Below are 20,414 nucleotides of genomic sequence, written 5' to 3'. Positions count from 1 at the left end.
AATGCCTCGTAAGGGCCCCGCCCCGAAGCGCCCGGTCATCATCGACCCGGTCTACGGTTCTCCTCTGGTGACCTCCCTGATCAACAAGGTGCTGCTGAACGGCAAGCGCTCCACCGCCGAGCGCATCGTCTACGGTGCCATGGAGGGTCTGCGTGAGAAGACGGGCAACGACCCGATCATCACGCTGAAGCGCGCGCTGGAGAACATCAAGCCGACCCTCGAGGTCAAGTCCCGCCGTGTCGGTGGCGCCACCTACCAGGTGCCGATCGAGGTCAAGCCCGGTCGCGCCAACACGCTGGCGCTCCGCTGGCTGGTCGGTTACTCCCGCGCCCGTCGCGAGAAGACCATGACCGAGCGCCTGCTCAACGAGCTTCTCGACGCCTCCAACGGCCTGGGTGCCGCTGTGAAGAAGCGCGAGGACACGCACAAGATGGCCGAGTCCAACAAGGCCTTCGCGCACTACCGCTGGTAGTCGCTACCCACATCGAGACCGAGAGAAGACTGAAGCCTTATGGCTACCACTTCACTTGACCTGGCCAAGGTCCGCAACATCGGGATCATGGCCCACATCGACGCGGGCAAGACGACCACCACCGAGCGGATCCTGTTCTACACCGGTGTGTCCTACAAGATCGGTGAGGTCCACGACGGCGCTGCCACCATGGACTGGATGGAGCAGGAGCAGGAGCGTGGCATCACGATCACCTCTGCTGCCACCACCTGTCACTGGCCGCTCGAGGACGTCGATCACACCATCAACATCATCGACACCCCGGGTCACGTCGACTTCACCGTCGAGGTGGAGCGCTCCCTGCGCGTGCTCGACGGTGCCGTGACGGTGTTCGACGGTGTCGCCGGTGTCGAGCCGCAGTCCGAGACGGTGTGGCGTCAGGCGGACCGCTACGGCGTCCCGCGCATCTGCTTCGTCAACAAGCTCGACCGGACCGGTGCCGAGTTCCACCGCTGCGTCGACATGATCACTGACCGCCTGGGCGCTCAGCCGATCGTGATGCAGCTGCCGATCGGTGCCGAGGCCGACTTCAAGGGCGTCATCGACCTCGTGACGATGAAGGCCCTGGTCTGGTCCGCCGAGGCCACCAAGGGCGAGATGTACGACACCGTCGACATCCCGGACACGCACGCCGAGGCTGCCGAGGAGTACCGCGGCAAGCTGCTCGAGGCCGTGGCCGAGAACGACGAAGAGATCATGGAGCTGTACCTGGAGGGCCAGGAGCCTTCCGTGGAGCAGCTGTACGCCGCGATCCGTCGTATCACCATCGCGTCCGGCAAGGGCACCGGCACCACCGTGACCCCGGTGTTCTGCGGTACCGCCTTCAAGAACAAGGGCGTCCAGCCCCTGCTCGACGCGGTCGTCCGCTACCTGCCGTCGCCGGTCGACATCGAGGCCATCGAGGGCCACGACGTCAAGGACCCCGAGGTCGTCGTCAAGCGCAAGCCGTCCGACGACGAGCCGCTGTCCGCGCTGGCGTTCAAGATCATGAGCGACCCGCACCTCGGCAAGCTCACCTTCGTCCGGGTCTACTCGGGCCGCCTGGAGTCCGGCACCTCGGTGCTGAACTCCGTCAAGGGCAAGAAGGAGCGCATTGGCAAGATCTACCGCATGCACGCCAACAAGCGTGAGGAGATCGAGTCGGTGGGCGCCGGCGACATCGTCGCCGTCATGGGCCTGAAGCAGACCACCACCGGTGAGACGCTGTCCGACGACAAGAACCCGGTCATCCTGGAGTCCATGGACTTCCCGGCGCCGGTCATCCAGGTCGCCATCGAGCCCAAGTCGAAGGGCGACCAGGAGAAGCTGGGCGTCGCGATCCAGCGCCTGGCCGAGGAGGACCCGTCCTTCCAGGTCCACTCGGACGAGGAGACCGGCCAGACCATCATCGGTGGCATGGGCGAGCTGCACCTCGAGGTGCTGGTCGACCGTATGCGCCGTGAGTTCAAGGTCGAGGCCAACGTCGGCAAGCCGCAGGTGGCCTACCGCGAGACGATCCGCAAGGCCGTCGAGCGCGTCGACTACACCCACAAGAAGCAGACCGGTGGTACCGGTCAGTTCGCGAAGGTGCAGATCGGCATCGAGCCGCTCGAGGGTGGCGACACCTCGTACGAGTTCGTGAACAAGGTGACCGGTGGTCGTATCCCGAAGGAGTACATCCCTTCGGTCGACGCCGGTGCGCAGGAGGCCATGCAGTTCGGCATCCTCGCCGGTTACGAGATGACCGGCGTGCGCGTCATCCTCCACGACGGCGCCTACCACGAGGTCGACTCCTCCGAGCTCGCCTTCAAGATCGCCGGCTCGCAGGCCTTCAAGGAGGCCGCGCGCAAGGCCAGCCCCGTGCTGCTCGAGCCGATGATGGCCGTCGAGGTCACCACGCCCGAGGACTACATGGGTGAGGTCATCGGCGACATCAACTCCCGCCGTGGTCAGATCCAGGCCATGGAGGAGCGGGCCGGTGCCCGCGTCGTGAAGGGCCTCGTGCCCCTTTCGGAGATGTTCGGCTACGTCGGCGACCTCCGCAGCAAGACGTCGGGTCGCGCGAGCTACTCGATGCAGTTCGACTCCTACGCCGAGGTTCCGCGGAACGTCGCCGAGGAGATCATCGCGAAGGCCAAGGGCGAGTAACGCACCGCGTTCCCACGCTTTAGGCTTGACTCCGGAGCCTCAAGGGGCAAACAACCGCAAACGCGGATGCTTGCCCCGGGTTCCGGGACTTAACAGCAAAGATCACCTGGCGCCGACGAACCAAGGCGTACAGAACCACTCCACAGGAGGACCCCAGTGGCGAAGGCGAAGTTCGAGCGGACTAAGCCGCACGTCAACATCGGCACCATCGGTCACATCGACCACGGTAAGACGACCCTCACGGCCGCCATTACCAAGGTGCTGCACGACGCGTACCCGGAGCTGAACGAGGCCACCCCGTTCGACAACATCGACAAGGCGCCCGAGGAGCGCCAGCGCGGTATCACCATCTCCATCGCGCACGTCGAGTACCAGACCGAGGCGCGTCACTACGCCCACGTCGACTGCCCGGGTCACGCGGACTACATCAAGAACATGATCACCGGTGCCGCGCAGATGGACGGCGCGATCCTCGTGGTCGCCGCCACCGACGGCCCGATGCCGCAGACCAAGGAGCACGTGCTCCTGGCCCGCCAGGTCGGCGTTCCGTACATCGTCGTCGCCCTGAACAAGGCCGACATGGTGGACGACGAGGAGATCATGGAGCTCGTCGAGCTCGAGGTTCGTGAGCTCCTCTCCGAGTACGAGTTCCCGGGCGACGACCTGCCGGTCGTGCGTGTCTCGGCGCTGAAGGCCCTCGAGGGCGACGCGCAGTGGACGCAGTCCGTCCTGGACCTCATGAACGCCGTCGACACCGCGATTCCGGAGCCGGAGCGCGACGTCGACAAGCCGTTCCTGATGCCGATCGAGGACGTCTTCACGATCACCGGTCGCGGTACGGTCGTCACCGGCCGTATCGAGCGTGGTGTCCTCAAGGTCAACGAGACCGTGGACATCATCGGTATCAAGCAGGAGAAGACCACCACCACGGTCACCGGCATCGAGATGTTCCGCAAGCTGCTCGACGAGGGCCAGGCCGGTGAGAACGTCGGTCTGCTGCTCCGCGGCATCAAGCGCGAGGACGTCGAGCGCGGCCAGGTCATCATCAAGCCGGGCTCGGTCACCCCGCACACCGAGTTCGAGGCGCAGGCCTACATCCTGTCCAAGGACGAGGGTGGCCGCCACACGCCGTTCTTCAACAACTACCGTCCGCAGTTCTACTTCCGTACGACGGACGTGACCGGCGTCGTGACCCTCCCCGAGGGCACCGAGATGGTCATGCCGGGTGACAACACCGAGATGAAGGTGGAGCTCATCCAGCCCGTCGCCATGGAAGAGGGCCTGAAGTTCGCCATCCGTGAGGGTGGCCGGACCGTGGGCGCCGGCCAGGTCACCAAGATCAACAAGTGATCTTGAACTGACCCGGCCCGGTCTCTGACCTGGTAGCTGTCGGAGAGGCCCGTACGACTTCGGTCGTACGGGCCTCTTCGCTGTCCCGAGCCGTGTTCGCCCGGGGTTGTACGGCGGGGCGCTGCGAACCCCTACCGGTTGGATCACGGCTTCCGTACGACTCCGTCCACGCCTTGTGAACGCCCGGACGGCCGCCTAGGCCGTGTCCGCAAAGTCGCGTCTGCGTCACGACGCCCGGCACGCACTCTCGCCGCACCGGCCGAAAGCCCGAGTACACCCAGTACGAGGGCATCCGGCCGGCACGCCGAGAGCACGCACCGGACGCCGCGACGCCCGCCCTGCGGGCGAACGACGCGACTTTGCGGACACGACCTAGGAATGATCACAAGCGCCTGTCGTCGACGGAAGTGAGCCTGTGAGCACCGCCCCGCCCCCCGAACGGCCCGACGAGGACTCGGACGAGCGGTCGTCCCCGTCCGACGAGCAGTGGGAGGCGTTCCTGCGGGAGTCGGCCGAGGGCGGCGGCGCCGGCGCGCCGAAGGAGCCGTCGGCTCGGGCCCGGATGGTCACCCGGCGGCTGCGCGAGCAGGCCGAGGCCGAGGAACGGGCGTGGGGCCGCACCGGCCGCAAGCGGCTGCCGCGGCCCCACGCGGCGGCACGGCCCGCCGCCCCGCCCGGCTGGCGCACCGGTCCCTGCCGCACCTGAGCGGTGCCGGGTCGGTTCCCGTTCCCCGGCCGGCGCCGTCCGGCCGGTCGTCGCAGAGAGAGGTCCCGTGCTCGACAGGCTGCGCGGCGTCGCGTTGGAGAAGGCGCAGGTGGTGGTCCCCTGGCTGGCCGTGGCCGCCGTAGTGATCGCCATGGGCTATCAGCAGGGGCTGTTCACGCTGGTCGGGCGACTCGCCCCGGGGCCGGCGAAGGCCGTGGCCCTGCCCGGGGGCGGTGTCTCCGACGGCGACCGGTGCGGAGCCAGGGGGTACCACCGCTTCCCGTTGCCCGCGGACGCGCTCGCCCCACCGCCCAGGGACGAGCCGCCGGCCGGCCCCAGGCTCGTCCTCGGCGCCTACGGGTACGGACACGGGCCCCGCACGCCCGCCCGCTTCACCATCGTTCTCCTCCTCACCTCCGGCGGGAAGCGCCCGCTGGAGCTGTCCCGGACCCTCGGCACGGACGGCGTGGCGGTGGAGATCGAGGGCCCGGACGGACTGGTCGGCGGTGCGCACGGCCTGCCGGTCAGATGGCTCGAGCCCACCGGGACGGGGCCCGGCCACAGCGTGCGCGTCGACGGCCGCAACGGCGCCAGCGCCGAGGTCGAGCTGCCGGTGCGGGCCCTGTGCCCCGGCCAGGAGGGCGCCGAGGTCATGAAGGGGCTGCAGGCGCCGATCGACTCCCACAACACCATCACCGGCCAGCCGCCCTGCACCCTGACGGTCTCCTTCTCCGACCCCGGCGTCGGCAAGCTGCGCGCGTCGCTGGGCTCACCGGCCCGCGGTGACGTGCTCAGCGCCGGCAACCTCGTCCCGCTGGACCAGGAGACCGGACGCCCCTGAACCGCGGCGAGCCCCCGCCGGGATGCCCGGCGACACCCCCCGGACGACGTCAACGCGGTGCATGTGAAAACCCCCGTGACGAAGATCGGCGTCCGCCGGTTGATGGAGCGGTGGTGGACGTCGAGACGGCGAGGGGTGAGCGGTGGACGGTCCGGCAGGAGGCCACGGCGGCAACGGTCACGGTCCTGGCGCGGGGAGGCTGGCGTCCAGTCCCGCCGAGAAGCGGGCGGCGGCCAGGGCGCTGAACGACCACATCGAGCCGGACACCCGCACGGCCGGCGGATGGGCGGACGACGAGACCGGAGCGGCGGTGAAGGCCTTCGGCGCCCGCGACGGACACGGCTGGCTGACCTCCGCCGCGCTGCGCAGGGCCCACGCGGCCTGGGGCGACCAGGTGCGGAACCTGATGGACCGGCTCGGTGCCGAGAAGGACGCGCTGCGCAGTGCCAACGTGGTCCTGACCGGCTCTGACGTGGCGGCCGGCTCTGCCCTGCGGCGCACGTCCGCGCTCGACCTGTACTGACGGGAACGGCCGGGCATGCCGACGTACCACGAGATCATGAGCACCGACCTCGCCGCGCTCACCGGCGCCGCCGAGCGCTGGGAGGGCATGGCGGGGAAGTTCGCCGAGCAGGAGAGGGCGTACCACCGGGACGTCCACCGCATCACGACGGCCCCCGCCTGGAGCGGGATGAGCGCGGAGGCGGCCCACGGCAGCTTCGGCGTTACGCTCAAGGAGCTGCGGTACGCCCAGACGGAGGCGAAGGCCGTCGCCTCCCTGCTGCGGGACGCCCACACCCAGTTCACGGAGCTGAAGGGCAGGCTCACGGCGGCGCACGAGGAGGCCCGCGCGGCCGGTATGCGGATCTCGGACCGGGGCAGGGTCAGCGCCGACCCCGCCCACGCCAAGGAGCCGGACGAGGCGACCGTACGGTCCTGGCAGGCCCGCATCGACGCGGCGGTGCGCGCCGTGACGGACGCGGACACCGGTGTGGAGACCGCCCTGGCGGCCGTGGTCGTCGACTCGGACCCGCCGGCCGGCGGCCGCGGCTTCAACGGCCGCGCTCTGGGCGACATCGAGAAGTACGAGGCGCTGGCCGCGGAGGACGCGCTCGGCAGACTGGGCCGCGGCGAACACCTCTCCCAGCGCGAACTGACCGAGCTCCAGCGGGCGTTCCGCGACAACTCGGGCGACGAGGCGTTCTCCCGGACCCTGCTGGACGACCTGGGCCCGGCGGGCACGATCACGCTGACGAACGAGCTCAACGACCTGATCCACGTCCGCGGCGGGCCGGGGTCGGGCACGTACGCGACCATCGAGTCGGGTCTCGCGAACACCCTGGCGACGGCGACCAGGGACACGAACTCGCCCTGGTACAAGCACTGGCGGTCCTCCATGAGGCACGCCGGCGTCGAGCACTACGCCACGGACGCGCAGGGCGAGCGCATGGACAAGGCGGTCGGCTACCAGTCCCTCGTCACCCTGATGGGGAAGGGCCACGGCTACGCGCCGAAAATGCTCGAGAACCTGACCGACGACATGATCGCGGCGGAGCGCCGGGACCCGGGCATCTGGCGGCTGAAGCACGACTACAGCGGCAGGCACGGCGGCTGGTTCGCCAACGACCCGGTGGACGGCGCGCTGGGCATCATGAGCCGCGACCCGCACACGGCCGCGGACTACCTGGGCTCGGACGCCCGGATGAAGTACCTGGTCAAGGACCGGGACTGGGACGTGGTCCTGCACGAGCGCGGGGGAGACAAGAACGGCGGCTACGCGGCCGGGCTCGACGCGGACGACCGCGCGGGCTTCGGCAGGGCCCTCCAGGCGGCGGCCACGGGGATCGACCCGTCCGACCCGCACGGCCACTATGTGCCGCACACCAGGCAGAACGACGCGGTCTTCCGGTCGGCGATCGGCCGGCTGTCCGACAGCGGCGACGAGTTCCCTCCGTCCCTGCGCCGGCCGATGGCGTCGATCCTGGTCAACCACGGCGACACGGTGCACGCGTCGATGAGCGAGATCGACATCTCCAGGTCCCCGTTGCCCCAGGACCAGCTCTTCGAGGTCGCCAAGCAGGTGTCGAAGGACAAGGACGCCTACGGCACGCTGAACGGCGGCCTGAACCAGGCGATGGTCTCCGGCATCCACGCCGATCACTCCAGATCCACGGAACCACTGCTCCGCGCGGGCCGCACCGTCGGTTTCCTGGAGGAGGCCCGGATCCAGGCCCAGGGCGACCCCAAAACAGCCTCCTTCGAAGCGAAGCCGGTCTTCGACAAGGCGATCAGCTACATCCCGGTCGGCAGCAGCGATGTCCAGCAGGGGTTTGATTACGTCACGGGTAAGTGGTTGGCGGATGAGCAGAAGCGGTTGGATGATCAGCAGACGGAGCAGAATTCTGAGGCCTACGAGGCAAGGAACGGGCAGCTGATGGCTCTTGCGGACGAATGGCATCGGTCCAAGGCGGAGCGGGGACATGCCGGATTCGCGACTCAGGCCATGGTCACTGAGGCATCCGAGAGCGGTGCAGCTCACGCACTGGGGGTCTCCGGGGGACAGACCAAATGACCAGGCGCCTACGAGCCGCTCTCAACGTCCCTGTTGCCCTTCTGATGATGGCTTTCGCCTCATCCTGCACTGGCTCCGCCGAGGCGGTGCCAACGGTGATTTGCGGGACGCGCGTCGACCCGGGTCTCACGCGTCGACTTGTGGAGCCAGGCGATTACCGTGAGCAGAACAGGGTGAGCCGTTCGGAGGCCACCTCAGCCCCCTGCACGCTTATGTCCGGGGACGATCCAGCCATCAAGCTCCACTTCTGGTGGGTGGACGGTCAGGTCGACCTGAAATACATGACGGAGCGGACTGGGGGAGTGTCACGTGTTGCCAACGCGAGAAAGATCGACTTCGCCTACGACACTCTCGTCGGAAATGACGGTGCAGTCGCTGCGACCCAGTGCACCAGCAAGGCCGGCGATCATTTCGCGCTGACCGTCCAGTTCCCCGGAATCAACTTGACCGACCAATCCCACCGCACCGACATCGAGAAGTTCATGCGTGCCTACTTTCCCGCCACGGTGAAGACGCTCGGCTGTGCGTGAGTGCGTGGGTTTGTCGCGAGCACGGTGTCTCGCATGGTGGACGTCTCGCTCACCTGCTGGCCTCGGTGTTTACAGCGGAGTAACACTGGAAGGCCTTGCGCGCGCTTCACTCGTCGCCCAGCCAGGAAGAGAGGCCCTGTGACCAACCGACCCGAGACCAGGATTTCGTCGACGCTGCTGTCCCCGTCGTCCTCCCTCGACGTCCTGCGGAGCGACATCGAGCACCGCAATCCGGCCCAGCCGGAGTTCCACCAGGCCGTGCGCGAGGTGCTGGAGACGCTCGCACCGGTGTTCGCGGCCCGGCCGGAGTACGCGGAGCCGGGCCTGCTGGAGCGGCTGTGCGAGCCGGAGCGGCAGATCATCTTCCGGGTGCCGTGGCAGGACGACCGGGGCCGGGTGCAGGTCAACCGCGGGTTCAGGGTCGAGTTCAACAGCGCGCTGGGGCCGTACAAGGGAGGCCTGCGCTTCCACCCCTCGGTGAACCTGGGAATCGTCAAGTTCCTCGGTTTCGAGCAGGTCTTCAAGAACGCCCTGACGGGTCTCGGCATCGGCGGCGGCAAGGGCGGCAGCGACTTCGACCCGCACGGCCGCAGCGACGCGGAGGTCATGCGGTTCTGCCAGTCGTTCATGACGGAGCTTCAGCGGCACATCGGCGAGCACACCGACGTGCCGGCCGGTGACATCGGGGTCGGCGGCCGCGAGATCGGCTACCTGTTCGGGCAGTACCGGCGGATCACCAACCGCTGGGAGGCCGGCGTGCTGACCGGCAAGGGCCCCGGCTGGGGCGGCTCGGCGATCCGGCCGGAGGCGACCGGGTACGGGAACGTGCTGTTCGCCGAGGCGATGCTGGGCGTGCGGGGCGAGGGCATGGAGGGCCAGACGGCGGTCGTGTCGGGGTCCGGGAACGTCGCCATCTACACCGTCGAGAAGCTGCTCGCCCTCGGAGCCAACCCGCTGACCTGCTCGGACTCCAGCGGGTACGTGGTCGACGAGAAGGGGATCGACGTCGGTCTGCTGAAGCAGGTCAAGGAGGTCGAGCGGGGGCGGATCAGCGACTACGCCGACCGCCGGGGCGCCTCCGCGCGGTTCGTGCGCGGCGGGCGGGTCTGGGAGGTCCCGGCCGACATCGCCCTGCCTTCGGCCACGCAGAACGAGCTCGACGCGCAGGACGCGGAGGTCCTGGTGCGCAACGGGGTGAAGGCCGTCTCCGAGGGCGCCAACATGCCGACGACGCCGGAGGCGGTGCGCCTCTTCCAGGAGGCCGGGGTCGCGTTCGGGCCCGGCAAGGCGGCGAACGCCGGCGGTGTCGCGGTGAGCGCGCTGGAGATGGCGCAGAACGCCGCGCGTACGGCCTGGTCGCCGGCCCGGGTCGAGGAGGAGCTGGCCCGGATCATGACCGACATCCACGCCACCTGCCACGAGACCGCCGACCGTTACGGCGCTCCGGGCGACTACGTCACCGGCGCGAACATCGCGGGATTCGAGCGCGTGGCCGACGCCATGCTCGCCCAGGGCGTCGTCTGACCGCGGCTGAGCGGGCCGACTGGTTTGACCTGCGTCACGTCAGGGGTAATCTCTTCGGCCCGATTGGCCAGGCCCCCGCCCCATATGGCAGACTGTCCGAGTTGCTCGGTCGAGTGTTGATGCTGCGCGCCTCCCGCCGGGAGGACCGGAAGCGAGTCCCACAGTACTCGTCGCCCTAACTGCCCACGGGCAGCACTGGGGCGGACGTACGGGAATCTTCCGGGAAGTGTGGGCGCGGCACCGGCCAGGCGCCCGGTGGGCCTCTGGTCCCCGGTCCGCGGTTCCGGAAGGGCCGTCGCATTCCCCGCAGGGATGTTCGAACAAGGGACATCTGTGTCAGCGGGGGCGCGACACACCCGACCGCGTGGGTCGGAGGAACGGAAGGCAGCAGAAGGAATCCGCCGGGTTCCAGAGCGTTGAAGAGACAGGACTACTGAGTAGCCATGGCGGGACAGAAGATCCGCATCCGGCTCAAGGCCTACGACCACGAGGTCATCGACTCCTCGGCGAAGAAGATCGTCGAGACGGTGACCCGCACTGGTGCGTCGGTCGCGGGCCCGGTGCCGCTGCCCACTGAGAAGAACGTGTACTGCGTCATCAAGTCGCCGCACAAGTACAAGGACTCGCGCGAGCACTTCGAGATGCGCACGCACAAGCGCCTGATCGACATTCTCGACCCCACCCCCAAGACCGTTGACTCTCTGATGCGACTCGACCTCCCGGCCGGTGTCGACATCGAGATCAAGCTCTGAGGGTCGGTGAGCTGAGAATGGCTAAGCAGATCAAGGGCATCCTGGGCGAGAAGCTCGGCATGACGCAGGTGTGGGACGAGAACAACCGTGTTGTTCCGGTCACCGTCGTCAAGGCCGGCCCCAACGTCGTCACCCAGGTCCGTACGAACGATGTCGACGGCTACGAGTCCGTCCAGATCGCTTTCGGCGAGATCGACCCGCGCAAGGTGAACAAGCCCCTCAAGGGCCACTTCGCCAAGGCCGACGTCACCCCCCGCCGCCACCTCGTCGAGATCCGCACCGCGGACGCCTCCGAGTACACGCTGGGCCAGGAGATCTCCGCAGAGGTCTTCGAGGCGGGCGTCAAGGTGGACGTGACCGGCAAGAGCAAGGGCAAGGGCTTCGCCGGTGTCATGAAGCGTCACAACTTCAAGGGCCTCGGCGCCGGACACGGCACCCAGCGCAAGCACCGCTCGCCCGGTTCCATCGGTGGCTGCGCCACCCCGGGCCGCGTGTTCAAGGGCCTCCGCATGGCGGGTCGCATGGGCAACGAGCGGGTCACCACCCAGAACCTGACCGTCCACGCCGTTGACGCGGAGAAGGGTCTGCTGCTCATCAAGGGCGCGGTTCCCGGTCCGAACGGCGGCCTCGTCCTGGTCCGCACCGCGGCCAAGGGGGCCTGAGGTAACCGATGAGCACTGTTGACATCCTTTCGCCGGCGGGCGACAAGGCCGGTTCCGTCGAGCTCCCCGCGGAGATCTTCGACGCCAAGGTCAGCGTTCCGCTGATCCACCAGGTCGTCGTCGCACAGCTGGCCGCTGCCCGTCAGGGCACGCACAAGACGAAGACCCGTGGCGAGGTCCGTGGTGGCGGCAAGAAGCCGTACCGCCAGAAGGGCACCGGTCGCGCCCGTCAGGGTTCGACCCGCGCCCCGCAGTTCGCCGGCGGTGGCGTCGTCCACGGCCCGCAGCCGCGTGACTACTCGCAGCGCACCCCGAAGAAGATGAAGGCCGCCGCCCTGCGCGGTGCCCTCACCGACCGGGCGCGTCACAACCGCATCCACGTCGTCTCCGGCGTGGTCGAGGGCGCGAACCCCAGCACCAAGGCCGCCAAGAGCCTGTTCGGCAAGATCAGCGAGCGCAAGAACCTGCTCCTGGTCGTCGACCGCTCCGACGAGGCCGCGTGGCTGTCCGCCCGCAACCTGCCCCAGGTCCACATCCTGGAGCCGGGCCAGCTGAACACGTACGACGTTCTCGTCTCGGACGACGTGGTCTTCACCCAGGCCGCGTTCGAGTCCTTCGTGTCTGGCCCCAAGGCCGCTGACACCGAAGGGAGCGAGGCCTGATGGCTACGCGTCACCCGAGCATCGCCTCGAAGGCCGCCAAGGCCGCCAAGGCCGCGCGCGTCGCCAAGGCGAAGCGCCACGCCACCGAGGGCAAGAACACTGTCGAGACCCCGCTGAGCAAGTCGTACACGGACCCCCGTGACGTCCTGCTGAAGCCGGTCGTCTCGGAGAAGAGCTACGCGCTCATCGACGACAACAAGTACACGTTCATCGTCGACCCGAACGCCAACAAGACCCAGATCAAGCAGGCCGTCCAGGCGGTCTTCGACGTCAAGGTCACCGGGGTCAACACGATCAACCGCCAGGGCAAGCGCAAGCGGACCCGCACCGGCTTCGGCCAGCGCGCGGCGACCAAGCGCGCGATCGTGACCCTCGCCGAGGGCGACCGTATCGACATCTTCGGCGGTCCGACCGCGTAAGCGGGTCGGATCGTCCGATATCGGACGAGGACTGAGAAATGGGAATCCGCAAGTACAAGCCGACTACGCCGGGCCGTCGTGGCGCCAGCGTCGCCGACTTCGTCGAGGTCACGCGGTCCACGCCGGAGAAGTCGCTGGTCCGCCCCCTGCACAGCAAGGGCGGCCGTAACAACGCCGGTCGTGTGACCGTTCGCCACCAGGGTGGCGGACACAAGCGCGCCTACCGCGTGATCGACTTCCGTCGTCACGACAAGGACGGCGTGCCGGCGAAGGTCGCGCACATCGAGTACGACCCCAACCGCACCGCGCGCATCGCGCTGCTGCACTACGCCGACGGCGAGAAGCGCTACATCCTCGCCCCGCGCAACCTGCAGCAGGGTGACCGCGTCGAGAACGGTCCCGGGGCCGACATCAAGCCGGGCAACAACCTGGCCCTCCGCAACATCCCGGTCGGTACCACGATCCACGCGATCGAGCTCCGTCCCGGTGGCGGTGCCAAGTTCGCCCGCTCCGCCGGTGCCTCCGTGCAGCTGCTCGCGAAGGAGGGCTCGATGGCCCACCTCCGCATGCCGTCCGGTGAGATCCGCCTGGTCGACGTCCGCTGCCGCGCCACCATCGGTGAGGTCGGCAACGCCGAGCAGAGCAACATCAACTGGGGCAAGGCCGGCCGCAAGCGGTGGCTGGGCGTTCGCCCGACCGTCCGTGGTGTCGTCATGAACCCGGTCGACCACCCGCACGGTGGTGGTGAGGGCCGGACCTCCGGTGGTCGCCACCCCGTGTCCCCGTGGGGCAAGAAGGAAGGCCGTACTCGTTCGCCCAAGAAGGCGTCGAACAAGTACATCGTCCGCCGCCGCAAGACGAACAAGAAGCGCTAAGGACGGGTTGAGATGCCTCGTAGCCTGAAGAAGGGGCCCTTCGTCGACGACCACCTGATCAAGAAGGTGGACGCCCAGAACGAAGCCGGCACCAAGAACGTCATCAAGACCTGGTCCCGTCGCTCCATGATCGTCCCGGCCATGCTCGGCCACACGCTCGCGGTGCACAACGGCAAGACCCACATCCCGGTGTTCGTCACCGAGTCGATGGTCGGTCACAAGCTCGGCGAGTTCTCGCCGACCCGCACCTTCCGGGGCCACGTCAAGGACGACCGGAAGTCGAAGCGCCGCTAGTAGCGGATCGCATTCAGACACGTAAGTAACTGAGAGGGACAACCATGGAAGCCAGGGCCCAGGCGCGGTACATCCGCGTTACGCCCATGAAGGCCCGCCGCGTGGTGGACCTTATCCGTGGCATGGATGCCACGGAGGCTCAGGCTGTTCTGCGATTCGCTCCGCAGGCAGCCTCCGTGCCGGTCGGCAAGGTGCTCGACAGCGCCATCGCCAACGCCGCGCACAACTACGACCACACCGACGCCGACAGCCTCTTCATCTCCGAGGCGTACGTCGACGAGGGCCCGACCCTGAAGCGGTTCCGGCCGCGCGCCCAGGGCCGTGCCTACCGGATCCGCAAGCGGACCAGCCACATCACCGTGGTCGTCAGCAGCAAGGAAGGAACCCGGTAATGGGCCAGAAGGTTAACCCGCATGGGTTCCGGCTCGGTGTCACGACCGACTTCAAGTCGCGTTGGTACGCCGACAAGCTGTACAAGGACTACGTCAAGGAAGACGTCGCCATCCGTCGGATGATGACGTCCGGCATGGAGCGCGCCGGCATCTCCAAGGTGGAGATCGAGCGCACCCGTGACCGCGTGCGTGTGGACATCCACACCGCCCGTCCGGGCATCGTCATCGGCCGCCGTGGCGCCGAGGCCGACCGCATCCGCGGCGACCTCGAGAAGCTCACGGGCAAGCAGGTCCAGCTGAACATCCTCGAGGTCAAGAACCCCGAGACCGACGCTCAGCTGGTTGCGCAGGCCGTCGCCGAGCAGCTCTCCTCCCGCGTCTCCTTCCGCCGCGCCATGCGTAAGAGCATGCAGTCGGCGATGAAGGCCGGCGCCAAGGGCATCAAGATCCAGTGCGGCGGCCGCCTCGGCGGCGCCGAGATGTCCCGCTCGGAGTTCTACCGCGAGGGCCGCGTGCCCCTGCACACGCTCCGTGCGAACGTGGACTACGGCTTCTTCGAGGCCAAGACGACCTTCGGCCGCATCGGCGTGAAGGTCTGGATCTACAAGGGCGACGTCAAGAACATCGCCGAGGTCCGCGCCGAGAACGCTGCGGCCCGTGCGGGTAACCGCCCGGCCCGTGGCGGTGCCGACCGCCCGGCCCGTGGTGGCCGTGGTGGCGAGCGGCGCGGTCGCAAGCCGCAGCAGGCTGCCGGCGCCGAGGCCCCCAAGGCCGAGGCTCCCGCCGCCGCTCCGGCTGAGAGCACCGGAACGGAGGCCTGACCGAAATGCTGATCCCCCGTAGGGTCAAGCACCGCAAGCAGCACCACCCGAAGCGCAGCGGCGCTGCCAAGGGCGGCACGCAGGTTGCGTTCGGCGAGTACGGCATCCAGGCGCTCACCCCGGCGTACGTGACGAACCGCCAGATCGAGGCCGCTCGTATCGCCATGACGCGTCACATCAAGCGTGGTGGCAAGGTCTGGATCAACATCTACCCGGACCGTCCCCTCACCAAGAAGCCTGCCGAGACCCGCATGGGTTCCGGTAAGGGTTCGCCGGAGTGGTGGATCGCCAACGTCAAGCCCGGACGCGTGATGTTCGAGCTGTCGTATCCCAACGAGAAGATCGCCCGTGAGGCGCTCCTTCGCGCGGCCCACAAGCTGCCGATGAAGTGCCGGATCGTCAAGCGCGAGGCAGGTGAAGCGTGATGTCGGCCGGTACCAAGGCGTCCGAGCTGCGCGAGCTGGGCAACGAGGAGCTTCTGGGCAAGCTCCGCGAGGCCAAGGAAGAGCTGTTCAACCTCCGCTTCCAGGCGGCGACCGGTCAGCTCGAGAACCACGGTCGGCTGAAGGCCGTCCGTAAGGACATCGCGCGGATCTACACCCTGATGCGTGAGCGCGAGCTGGGCATCGAGACGGTGGAGAGCGCCTGATGAGTGAGAGCAACGTGACTGAGCAGACTGCAGAGGCCCGCGGCTTCCGCAAGACCCGTGAGGGTCTCGTCGTCAGCGACAAGATGGACAAGACCGTCGTCGTCGCTGTCGAGGACCGCGTCAAGCACGCGCTGTACGGCAAGGTCATCCGCCGTACCAACAAGCTCAAGGCGCACGACGAGCAGAACGCCGCGGGTGTCGGCGACCGCGTCCTCCTCATGGAGACCCGGCCGCTGTCCGCGACGAAGCGCTGGCGCGTCGTCGAGATCCTCGAGAAGGCCAAGTAGGCAATTCCCGCAAGGGAATCCCACATGTACGTTCCTGCGGGGCATCCCTCGCAGGACAGTTCCGCCAGGCTCCGGGAGCCGCTCCGCTGAGCGGCTCCCGGGGAACCGGCAGACAAACAGGAGATAGACGTGATCCAGCAGGAGTCGCGACTGCGCGTCGCCGACAACACTGGTGCGAAGGAAATCCTTTGCATCCGTGTGCTCGGTGGCTCCGGTCGCCGCTACGCGGGCATCGGTGACGTCATCGTCGCCACCGTCAAGGACGCGATCCCCGGCGGCAACGTGAAGAAGGGTGACGTCGTCAAGGCGGTCATCGTTCGCACCGTCAAGGAGCGCCGTCGTCCGGACGGCTCGTACATCCGCTTCGACGAGAACGCCGCCGTCATTCTGAAGAACGACGGCGACCCTCGTGGCACCCGTATCTTCGGCCCGGTCGGCCGTGAGCTGCGCGAGAAGAAGTTCATGAAGATCATCTCGCTCGCGCCGGAGGTGCTGTAAGCATGAAGATCAAGAAGGGCGACCTGGTCCAGGTCATCACCGGTAAGGACAAGGGCAAGCAGGGCAAGGTCATTGCCGCTTACCCGCGCGACGAGCGTGTCCTGGTCGAGGGTGTCAACCGGGTCAAGAAGCACACCAAGGCCGGTCCGACCGCTGGCGGTTCGCAGGCCGGCGGCATCGTCACCACCGAGGCGCCGATCCACGTCTCCAACGTCCAGCTGGTCGTTGAGAAGGACGGTCAGAAGGTCGTCACGCGTGTCGGTTACCGCTTCGACGATGAGGGCAACAAGATCCGCGTTGCCAAGCGGACGGGTGAGGACATCTGATGGCTACCACCACCACTCCGCGCCTGAAGCAGAAGTACCGCGAGGAGATCGCGGGCAAGCTGCGTGACGAGTTCAAGTACGAGAACGTCATGCAGATCCCCGGCCTCGTCAAGATCGTGGTCAACATGGGTGTGGGCGACGCCGCCCGCGACTCCAAGCTGATCGAGGGCGCCATCCGCGACCTCACCACGATCACCGGCCAGAAGCCGCAGGTCACCAAGGCTCGCAAGTCCATCGCGCAGTTCAAGCTGCGTGAGGGTCAGCCGATCGGTGCCCACGTCACGCTTCGTGGCGACCGCATGTGGGAGTTCCTGGACCGCACCCTGTCGCTCGCGCTGCCGCGCATCCGCGACTTCCGTGGTCTGTCCCCCAAGCAGTTCGACGGCCGCGGCAACTACACCTTCGGTCTCACGGAGCAGGTCATGTTCCACGAGATCGACCAGGACAAGATCGACCGTACCCGGGGCATGGACATCACCGTGGTGACCACGGCGACCAACGACGCTGAGGGCCGCGCGCTCCTTCGTCACCTCGGCTTCCCGTTCAAGGAGGCGTGAGCGAGATGGCGAAGAAGGCTCTGATTGCCAAGGCTGCTCGCAAGCCCAAGTTCGGTGTGCGTGGCTACACGCGCTGCCAGCGCTGCGGCCGCCCGCACTCCGTGTACCGCAAGTTCGGCCTGTGCCGCGTGTGCCTTCGTGAGATGGCTCACCGTGGCGAGCTGCCGGGCGTGACCAAGAGCTCCTGGTAATCCCGCTTTTAGGGATTCCTGAAGCTCTCGGTAAGCATCTGGGTCGGCAGGGGCCCTTCTCCACATGCCGTAGGCTTGTGGGGTTGGGCGTCTGCCGCGCCCGTACGACTTACTACGCCGTAGGTCCACCGCGCCGCACCCGTCCCGTCTCGGATCGGGGAGAGGGATGGCGCACCAGGAAACCCCGGCGAGAGAGGCCGAAGGCCAATTCATGACCATGACTGATCCGATCGCAGACATGCTTACGCGTCTGCGGAACGCGAACTCGGCATACCACGACTCCGTGACGATGCCGGCATCGAAGATCAAGTCTCACATCGCGGAGATCCTCCAGCAGGAGGGCTTCATCACGGGCTGGAAGGTCGAGGACGCCGAGGTTGGCAAGAACCTCGTTCTCGAGCTGAAGTTCGGCCCGAACCGTGAGCGCTCCATCGCGGGCATCAAGCGGATCTCCAAGCCCGGTCTCCGGGTTTACGCGAAGTCCACCAACCTGCCGAAGGTGCTCGGCGGCCTGGGCGTGGCGATCATCTCCACGTCGCACGGTCTCCTCACCGACAAGCAGGCCGGCAAGAAGGGCGTGGGTGGGGAAGTCCTCGCCTACGTCTGGTAGCGGAAGGGAACGGAGGAAACAGCTATGTCGCGTATTGGCAAGCTCCCCATCACGGTTCCCGCCGGCGTGGACGTCACCATCGACGGCCGTACGGTCTCGGTCAAGGGCCCCAAGGGCACGCTGACCCACACCGTCGTCGCGCCGATCGACATCGTCAAGGGTGAGGACGGCGTGCTCAACGTCACCCGTCCGAACGACGAGCGTCAGAACAAGGCCCTGCACGGCCTGTCCCGCACGCTGGTGGCGAACATGATCACCGGCGTGACCCAGGGTTACGTGAAGAAGCTCGAAATCAGCGGTGTCGGTTACCGCGTCGCGGCCAAGGGCTCGAACCTCGAGTTCGCGCTCGGCTACAGCCACCCGATCGTCGTCGAGGCGCCCGAGGGCATCACCTTCAAGGTGGAGACCCCGACCCGCTTCCAGGTCGAGGGCATCGACAAGCAGAAGGTCGGCGAGGTTGCGGCCAACATCCGCAAGCTGCGCAAGCCTGACCCGTACAAGGCCAAGGGCGTCAAGTACGAGGGCGAAGTCATCCGCCGCAAGGTCGGAAAGGCGGGTAAGTAAGCCATGGCATACGGACAGAAGATCCTCAAGGGCGACGCCTACAAGCGCGCCGCGATCAAGCGTCGCCACATCCGGATTCGCAAGAACCTCTCCGGTACGGCGGAGCGTCCGCGTCTGGTCGTGACCCGCTCCAACCGCCACATCGTGGCGCAGGTGATCGACGACCTCAAGGGCCACACCCTGGCGTCCGCGTCCACCCTGGACGCGTCCGTCCGCGGCGGCGAGGGCGACAAGTCCTCGCAGGCCAAGCAGGTCGGCGCCCTGGTCGCCGAGCGTGCCAAGGCTGCCGGTGTCGAGGCTGTCGTGTTCGACCGTGGTGGCAACCAGTACGCCGGGCGCATCGCCGCCCTGGCGGACGCCGCCCGCGAAGCCGGGCTCAAGTTCTGAGCCTGCCGTAGCTAGCGGAAACGAAGAGAGGTAATTCCAATGGCTGGACCCCAGCGCCGCGGTGGCGGTGCCGGTGGCGGCGAGCGGCGGGACCGGAAGGGCCGTGACGGCGGCGCTGCTGCCGCCGAGAAGACCGCGTACGTTGAGCGCGTTGTCGCGATCAACCGCGTCGCCAAGGTTGTGAAGGGTGGTCGTCGCTTCAGCTTCACCGCGCTGGTCGTGGTGGGCGACGGTGACGGCACCGTGGGTGTCGGATACGGCAAGGCCAAGGAGGTGCCGGCCGCCATCGCCAAGGGTGTTGAGGAGGCCAAGAAGCACTTCTTCAAGGTCCCCCGCATCCAGGGCACCATCCCGCACCCGATTCAGGGTGAGAAGGCTGCCGGCGTCGTGCTGCTCAAGCCCGCGTCCCCCGGTACCGGTGTTATCGCCGGTGGCCCGGTGCGCGCCGTGCTCGAGTGCGCCGGTATCCACGACATCCTGTCGAAGTCGCTCGGCTCCGACAACGCGATCAACATCGTGCACGCCACCGTGGCGGCCCTCAAGGGCCTGCAGCGTCCCGAGGAGGTCGCGGCCCGCCGCGGTCTGCCGCTCGAGGACGTCGCCCCCGCGGCCCTGCTGCGTGCGCGTGCCGGGGCGGGTGCGTGATGGCTCAGCTCAAGATCACGCAGGTCAAGTCCTACATCGGCAGCAAGCAGAACCACCGTGACACCCTGCGCTCCCTTGGTCTCAAGGGCATCAACACGCAGGTCGTCAAGGAGGACCGCCCCGAGTTCCGCGGCATGGTGCACACCGTCCGCCACCTCGTGACGGTCGAGGAGGTCGACTGATCATGGCGGAGCAGAACCCGCTCAAGATCCACAACCTCCGTCCCGCCCCGGGCGCCAAGACCGCCAAGACCCGTGTGGGTCGTGGTGAGGCGTCGAAGGGTAAGACGGCCGGTCGTGGTACCAAGGGCACGAAGGCCCGTTACCAGGTTCCGGAGCGCTTCGAGGGTGGCCAGATGCCGCTCCACATGCGCCTCCCGAAGCTGAAGGGCTTCAAGAACCCGTTCAAGACCGAGTACCAGGTCGTGAACCTCGACAAGCTGGCCGCGCTCTACCCCGAGGGTGGCGAGGTCACGGTCGAGGGTCTGGTGGCCAAGGGTGCCGTTCGCAAGAACAGCCTCGTCAAGGTCCTGGGCCAGGGCGAGGTCTCCGTGGCGCTGCAGGTGACGGTCGACGCCGTCTCCGGCTCCGCCAAGGAGAAGATCACCGCCGCCGGCGGTACGGTCACCGAGCTGGTCTGAGCCCCTCAGGCTCCTCGATGAC

The 20,414-nt window shown here is 67.6% G+C and carries 30 protein-coding genes; all 30 read left to right on the top strand.

Going from position 1 to position 20,414, the window contains the following annotated elements; translation table 11 throughout:
- Position 1 precedes the first annotated feature (1 nt).
- The 30 genes from rpsG (at position 2) to rplO (ending at position 20,392) form a co-directional block, all read left to right on the top strand.
- Complete coding sequence (gene rpsG / locus ACZ7JA_RS03385) at positions 2-472, top strand: 30S ribosomal protein S7 (RefSeq protein ID WP_003992340.1); 471 nt, start codon at positions 2-4, stop codon at positions 470-472.
- Positions 473-511: 39 nt separating this feature from the next.
- A complete protein-coding gene (gene fusA / locus ACZ7JA_RS03380; protein ID WP_351672666.1) occupies positions 512-2,638 on the top strand; it encodes an elongation factor G in 2,127 nt (708 codons plus the stop codon).
- Positions 2,639-2,794: 156 nt separating this feature from the next.
- Positions 2,795-3,988, top strand: coding sequence for an elongation factor Tu (tuf, locus tag ACZ7JA_RS03375; protein WP_143627906.1), 1,194 nt, complete (start codon positions 2,795-2,797; stop codon positions 3,986-3,988).
- Positions 3,989-4,403: 415 nt separating this feature from the next.
- On the top strand, positions 4,404-4,694 hold the full coding sequence (locus tag ACZ7JA_RS03370; RefSeq protein WP_470806998.1) for a hypothetical protein: 291 nt from the start codon (positions 4,404-4,406) through the stop codon (positions 4,692-4,694).
- Positions 4,695-4,761: 67 nt separating this feature from the next.
- Positions 4,762-5,535 carry a hypothetical protein gene (locus ACZ7JA_RS03365; protein WP_470806996.1) on the top strand — a complete coding sequence of 258 codons (774 nt, stop codon included), beginning with the start codon at positions 4,762-4,764 and terminating at the stop codon, positions 5,533-5,535.
- Positions 5,536-5,677: 142 nt separating this feature from the next.
- Positions 5,678-6,058: a hypothetical protein gene (locus ACZ7JA_RS03360; protein WP_351672670.1), complete on the top strand. Its 381-nt coding sequence runs from the start codon at positions 5,678-5,680 to the stop codon at positions 6,056-6,058.
- 36 nt (positions 6,059-6,094) lie between these two features.
- Positions 6,095-8,107, top strand: coding sequence for a hypothetical protein (locus ACZ7JA_RS03355; protein ID WP_470806995.1), 2,013 nt, complete (start codon positions 6,095-6,097; stop codon positions 8,105-8,107).
- Between the two features lie 173 nt (positions 8,108-8,280).
- Positions 8,281-8,637: a hypothetical protein gene (locus ACZ7JA_RS03350; RefSeq protein ID WP_389445882.1), complete on the top strand. Its 357-nt coding sequence runs from the start codon at positions 8,281-8,283 to the stop codon at positions 8,635-8,637.
- Positions 8,638-8,811: 174 nt separating this feature from the next.
- A complete protein-coding gene (gene gdhA, locus ACZ7JA_RS03345; RefSeq protein ID WP_401137654.1) occupies positions 8,812-10,161 on the top strand; it encodes an NADP-specific glutamate dehydrogenase in 1,350 nt (449 codons plus the stop codon).
- A 443-nt stretch (positions 10,162-10,604) separates the two neighbouring features.
- Positions 10,605-10,913, top strand: coding sequence for a 30S ribosomal protein S10 (rpsJ, locus tag ACZ7JA_RS03340; protein WP_003948644.1), 309 nt, complete (start codon positions 10,605-10,607; stop codon positions 10,911-10,913).
- A 17-nt stretch (positions 10,914-10,930) separates the two neighbouring features.
- Positions 10,931-11,575 (top strand): 50S ribosomal protein L3, encoded by a 645-nt coding sequence (gene rplC / locus ACZ7JA_RS03335; RefSeq protein WP_005481233.1) that lies wholly within the window; start codon positions 10,931-10,933, stop codon positions 11,573-11,575.
- An 8-nt stretch (positions 11,576-11,583) separates the two neighbouring features.
- Positions 11,584-12,237 (top strand): 50S ribosomal protein L4, encoded by a 654-nt coding sequence (gene rplD, locus ACZ7JA_RS03330; protein WP_143627894.1) that lies wholly within the window; start codon positions 11,584-11,586, stop codon positions 12,235-12,237.
- Positions 12,237-12,656 carry a 50S ribosomal protein L23 gene (gene rplW, locus ACZ7JA_RS03325; RefSeq protein WP_351672676.1) on the top strand — a complete coding sequence of 140 codons (420 nt, stop codon included), beginning with the start codon at positions 12,237-12,239 and terminating at the stop codon, positions 12,654-12,656. The genes rplD and rplW overlap by 1 nt, the downstream gene beginning before the upstream one ends.
- Before the next feature lie 38 nt (positions 12,657-12,694).
- Positions 12,695-13,531, top strand: coding sequence for a 50S ribosomal protein L2 (gene rplB / locus ACZ7JA_RS03320; RefSeq protein ID WP_031167077.1), 837 nt, complete (start codon positions 12,695-12,697; stop codon positions 13,529-13,531).
- Between the two features lie 12 nt (positions 13,532-13,543).
- Complete coding sequence (gene rpsS, locus ACZ7JA_RS03315; RefSeq protein ID WP_003992359.1) at positions 13,544-13,825, top strand: 30S ribosomal protein S19; 282 nt, start codon at positions 13,544-13,546, stop codon at positions 13,823-13,825.
- 44 nt (positions 13,826-13,869) lie between these two features.
- A complete protein-coding gene (gene rplV, locus ACZ7JA_RS03310; RefSeq protein ID WP_003974262.1) occupies positions 13,870-14,217 on the top strand; it encodes a 50S ribosomal protein L22 in 348 nt (115 codons plus the stop codon).
- Entirely contained in the window at positions 14,217-15,038 is an 822-nt protein-coding gene (rpsC, locus tag ACZ7JA_RS03305; RefSeq protein WP_014674374.1) for a 30S ribosomal protein S3, read from the top strand. Before rplV ends, rpsC begins: the two co-directional genes overlap by 1 nt.
- A gap of 5 nt (positions 15,039-15,043) precedes the next feature.
- Entirely contained in the window at positions 15,044-15,463 is a 420-nt protein-coding gene (rplP, locus tag ACZ7JA_RS03300; protein WP_143627890.1) for a 50S ribosomal protein L16, read from the top strand.
- Complete coding sequence (rpmC, locus tag ACZ7JA_RS03295) at positions 15,463-15,687, top strand: 50S ribosomal protein L29 (protein ID WP_030174543.1); 225 nt, start codon at positions 15,463-15,465, stop codon at positions 15,685-15,687. Before rplP ends, rpmC begins: the two co-directional genes overlap by 1 nt.
- A complete protein-coding gene (gene rpsQ / locus ACZ7JA_RS03290) occupies positions 15,687-15,974 on the top strand; it encodes a 30S ribosomal protein S17 (RefSeq protein WP_003992363.1) in 288 nt (95 codons plus the stop codon). Before rpmC ends, rpsQ begins: the two co-directional genes overlap by 1 nt.
- 129 nt (positions 15,975-16,103) lie before the next feature.
- Complete coding sequence (rplN, locus tag ACZ7JA_RS03285; RefSeq protein WP_003998823.1) at positions 16,104-16,472, top strand: 50S ribosomal protein L14; 369 nt, start codon at positions 16,104-16,106, stop codon at positions 16,470-16,472.
- A 2-nt stretch (positions 16,473-16,474) separates the two neighbouring features.
- On the top strand, positions 16,475-16,798 hold the full coding sequence (gene rplX / locus ACZ7JA_RS03280) for a 50S ribosomal protein L24 (RefSeq protein ID WP_351672679.1): 324 nt from the start codon (positions 16,475-16,477) through the stop codon (positions 16,796-16,798).
- On the top strand, positions 16,798-17,355 hold the full coding sequence (rplE, locus tag ACZ7JA_RS03275; protein WP_067119440.1) for a 50S ribosomal protein L5: 558 nt from the start codon (positions 16,798-16,800) through the stop codon (positions 17,353-17,355). The genes rplX and rplE overlap by 1 nt, the downstream gene beginning before the upstream one ends.
- Before the next feature lie 5 nt (positions 17,356-17,360).
- Positions 17,361-17,546 carry a type Z 30S ribosomal protein S14 gene (locus ACZ7JA_RS03270; protein ID WP_003948630.1) on the top strand — a complete coding sequence of 62 codons (186 nt, stop codon included), beginning with the start codon at positions 17,361-17,363 and terminating at the stop codon, positions 17,544-17,546.
- A gap of 211 nt (positions 17,547-17,757) precedes the next feature.
- On the top strand, positions 17,758-18,156 hold the full coding sequence (rpsH, locus tag ACZ7JA_RS03265) for a 30S ribosomal protein S8 (protein ID WP_007384075.1): 399 nt from the start codon (positions 17,758-17,760) through the stop codon (positions 18,154-18,156).
- A 24-nt stretch (positions 18,157-18,180) separates the two neighbouring features.
- Positions 18,181-18,720 (top strand): 50S ribosomal protein L6, encoded by a 540-nt coding sequence (rplF, locus tag ACZ7JA_RS03260; protein WP_250402395.1) that lies wholly within the window; start codon positions 18,181-18,183, stop codon positions 18,718-18,720.
- Between the two features lie 3 nt (positions 18,721-18,723).
- Positions 18,724-19,107, top strand: a complete 384-nt coding sequence (rplR, locus tag ACZ7JA_RS03255; protein ID WP_073901437.1) for a 50S ribosomal protein L18 — start codon at positions 18,724-18,726, stop codon at positions 19,105-19,107.
- A gap of 39 nt (positions 19,108-19,146) precedes the next feature.
- Positions 19,147-19,752 (top strand): 30S ribosomal protein S5, encoded by a 606-nt coding sequence (gene rpsE / locus ACZ7JA_RS03250; protein ID WP_007494753.1) that lies wholly within the window; start codon positions 19,147-19,149, stop codon positions 19,750-19,752.
- Complete coding sequence (gene rpmD / locus ACZ7JA_RS03245; RefSeq protein ID WP_003974250.1) at positions 19,752-19,934, top strand: 50S ribosomal protein L30; 183 nt, start codon at positions 19,752-19,754, stop codon at positions 19,932-19,934. Before rpsE ends, rpmD begins: the two co-directional genes overlap by 1 nt.
- A gap of 2 nt (positions 19,935-19,936) precedes the next feature.
- Positions 19,937-20,392: a 50S ribosomal protein L15 gene (gene rplO, locus ACZ7JA_RS03240; RefSeq protein ID WP_030745257.1), complete on the top strand. Its 456-nt coding sequence runs from the start codon at positions 19,937-19,939 to the stop codon at positions 20,390-20,392.
- Positions 20,393-20,414 lie beyond the last annotated feature (22 nt).

The organism is Streptomyces sp. NPDC038135 (genome assembly GCF_055601245.1).
The sequence above is the reverse complement of the archived record's forward strand: the minus strand, read 5'-3'. Positions and strand labels throughout refer to the sequence as shown.

Coding starts and splice junctions, on each gene's coding strand:
- rpsE (WP_007494753.1), top strand. CDS start 19,147: ATGGCTGGACCCCAGCGCCGCGGTGGCGGTGCCGGTGGCGGCGAGCGG.
- rplR (WP_073901437.1), top strand. CDS start 18,724: ATGGCATACGGACAGAAGATCCTCAAGGGCGACGCCTACAAGCGCGCC.
- rpmC (WP_030174543.1), top strand. CDS start 15,463: ATGTCGGCCGGTACCAAGGCGTCCGAGCTGCGCGAGCTGGGCAACGAG.
- rplO (WP_030745257.1), top strand. CDS start 19,937: ATGGCGGAGCAGAACCCGCTCAAGATCCACAACCTCCGTCCCGCCCCG.
- rpsG (WP_003992340.1), top strand. CDS start 2: ATGCCTCGTAAGGGCCCCGCCCCGAAGCGCCCGGTCATCATCGACCCG.
- ACZ7JA_RS03355 (WP_470806995.1), top strand. CDS start 6,095: ATGAGCACCGACCTCGCCGCGCTCACCGGCGCCGCCGAGCGCTGGGAG.
- rplC (WP_005481233.1), top strand. CDS start 10,931: ATGGCTAAGCAGATCAAGGGCATCCTGGGCGAGAAGCTCGGCATGACG.
- rplB (WP_031167077.1), top strand. CDS start 12,695: ATGGGAATCCGCAAGTACAAGCCGACTACGCCGGGCCGTCGTGGCGCC.
- fusA (WP_351672666.1), top strand. CDS start 512: ATGGCTACCACTTCACTTGACCTGGCCAAGGTCCGCAACATCGGGATC.
- rplP (WP_143627890.1), top strand. CDS start 15,044: ATGCTGATCCCCCGTAGGGTCAAGCACCGCAAGCAGCACCACCCGAAG.
- ACZ7JA_RS03270 (WP_003948630.1), top strand. CDS start 17,361: ATGGCGAAGAAGGCTCTGATTGCCAAGGCTGCTCGCAAGCCCAAGTTC.
- rpsJ (WP_003948644.1), top strand. CDS start 10,605: ATGGCGGGACAGAAGATCCGCATCCGGCTCAAGGCCTACGACCACGAG.
- rplD (WP_143627894.1), top strand. CDS start 11,584: ATGAGCACTGTTGACATCCTTTCGCCGGCGGGCGACAAGGCCGGTTCC.
- rpsC (WP_014674374.1), top strand. CDS start 14,217: ATGGGCCAGAAGGTTAACCCGCATGGGTTCCGGCTCGGTGTCACGACC.
- rpmD (WP_003974250.1), top strand. CDS start 19,752: ATGGCTCAGCTCAAGATCACGCAGGTCAAGTCCTACATCGGCAGCAAG.
- rpsQ (WP_003992363.1), top strand. CDS start 15,687: ATGAGTGAGAGCAACGTGACTGAGCAGACTGCAGAGGCCCGCGGCTTC.
- rpsS (WP_003992359.1), top strand. CDS start 13,544: ATGCCTCGTAGCCTGAAGAAGGGGCCCTTCGTCGACGACCACCTGATC.
- rplF (WP_250402395.1), top strand. CDS start 18,181: ATGTCGCGTATTGGCAAGCTCCCCATCACGGTTCCCGCCGGCGTGGAC.
- rpsH (WP_007384075.1), top strand. CDS start 17,758: ATGACCATGACTGATCCGATCGCAGACATGCTTACGCGTCTGCGGAAC.
- rplX (WP_351672679.1), top strand. CDS start 16,475: ATGAAGATCAAGAAGGGCGACCTGGTCCAGGTCATCACCGGTAAGGAC.
- rplV (WP_003974262.1), top strand. CDS start 13,870: ATGGAAGCCAGGGCCCAGGCGCGGTACATCCGCGTTACGCCCATGAAG.
- rplE (WP_067119440.1), top strand. CDS start 16,798: ATGGCTACCACCACCACTCCGCGCCTGAAGCAGAAGTACCGCGAGGAG.
- rplW (WP_351672676.1), top strand. CDS start 12,237: ATGGCTACGCGTCACCCGAGCATCGCCTCGAAGGCCGCCAAGGCCGCC.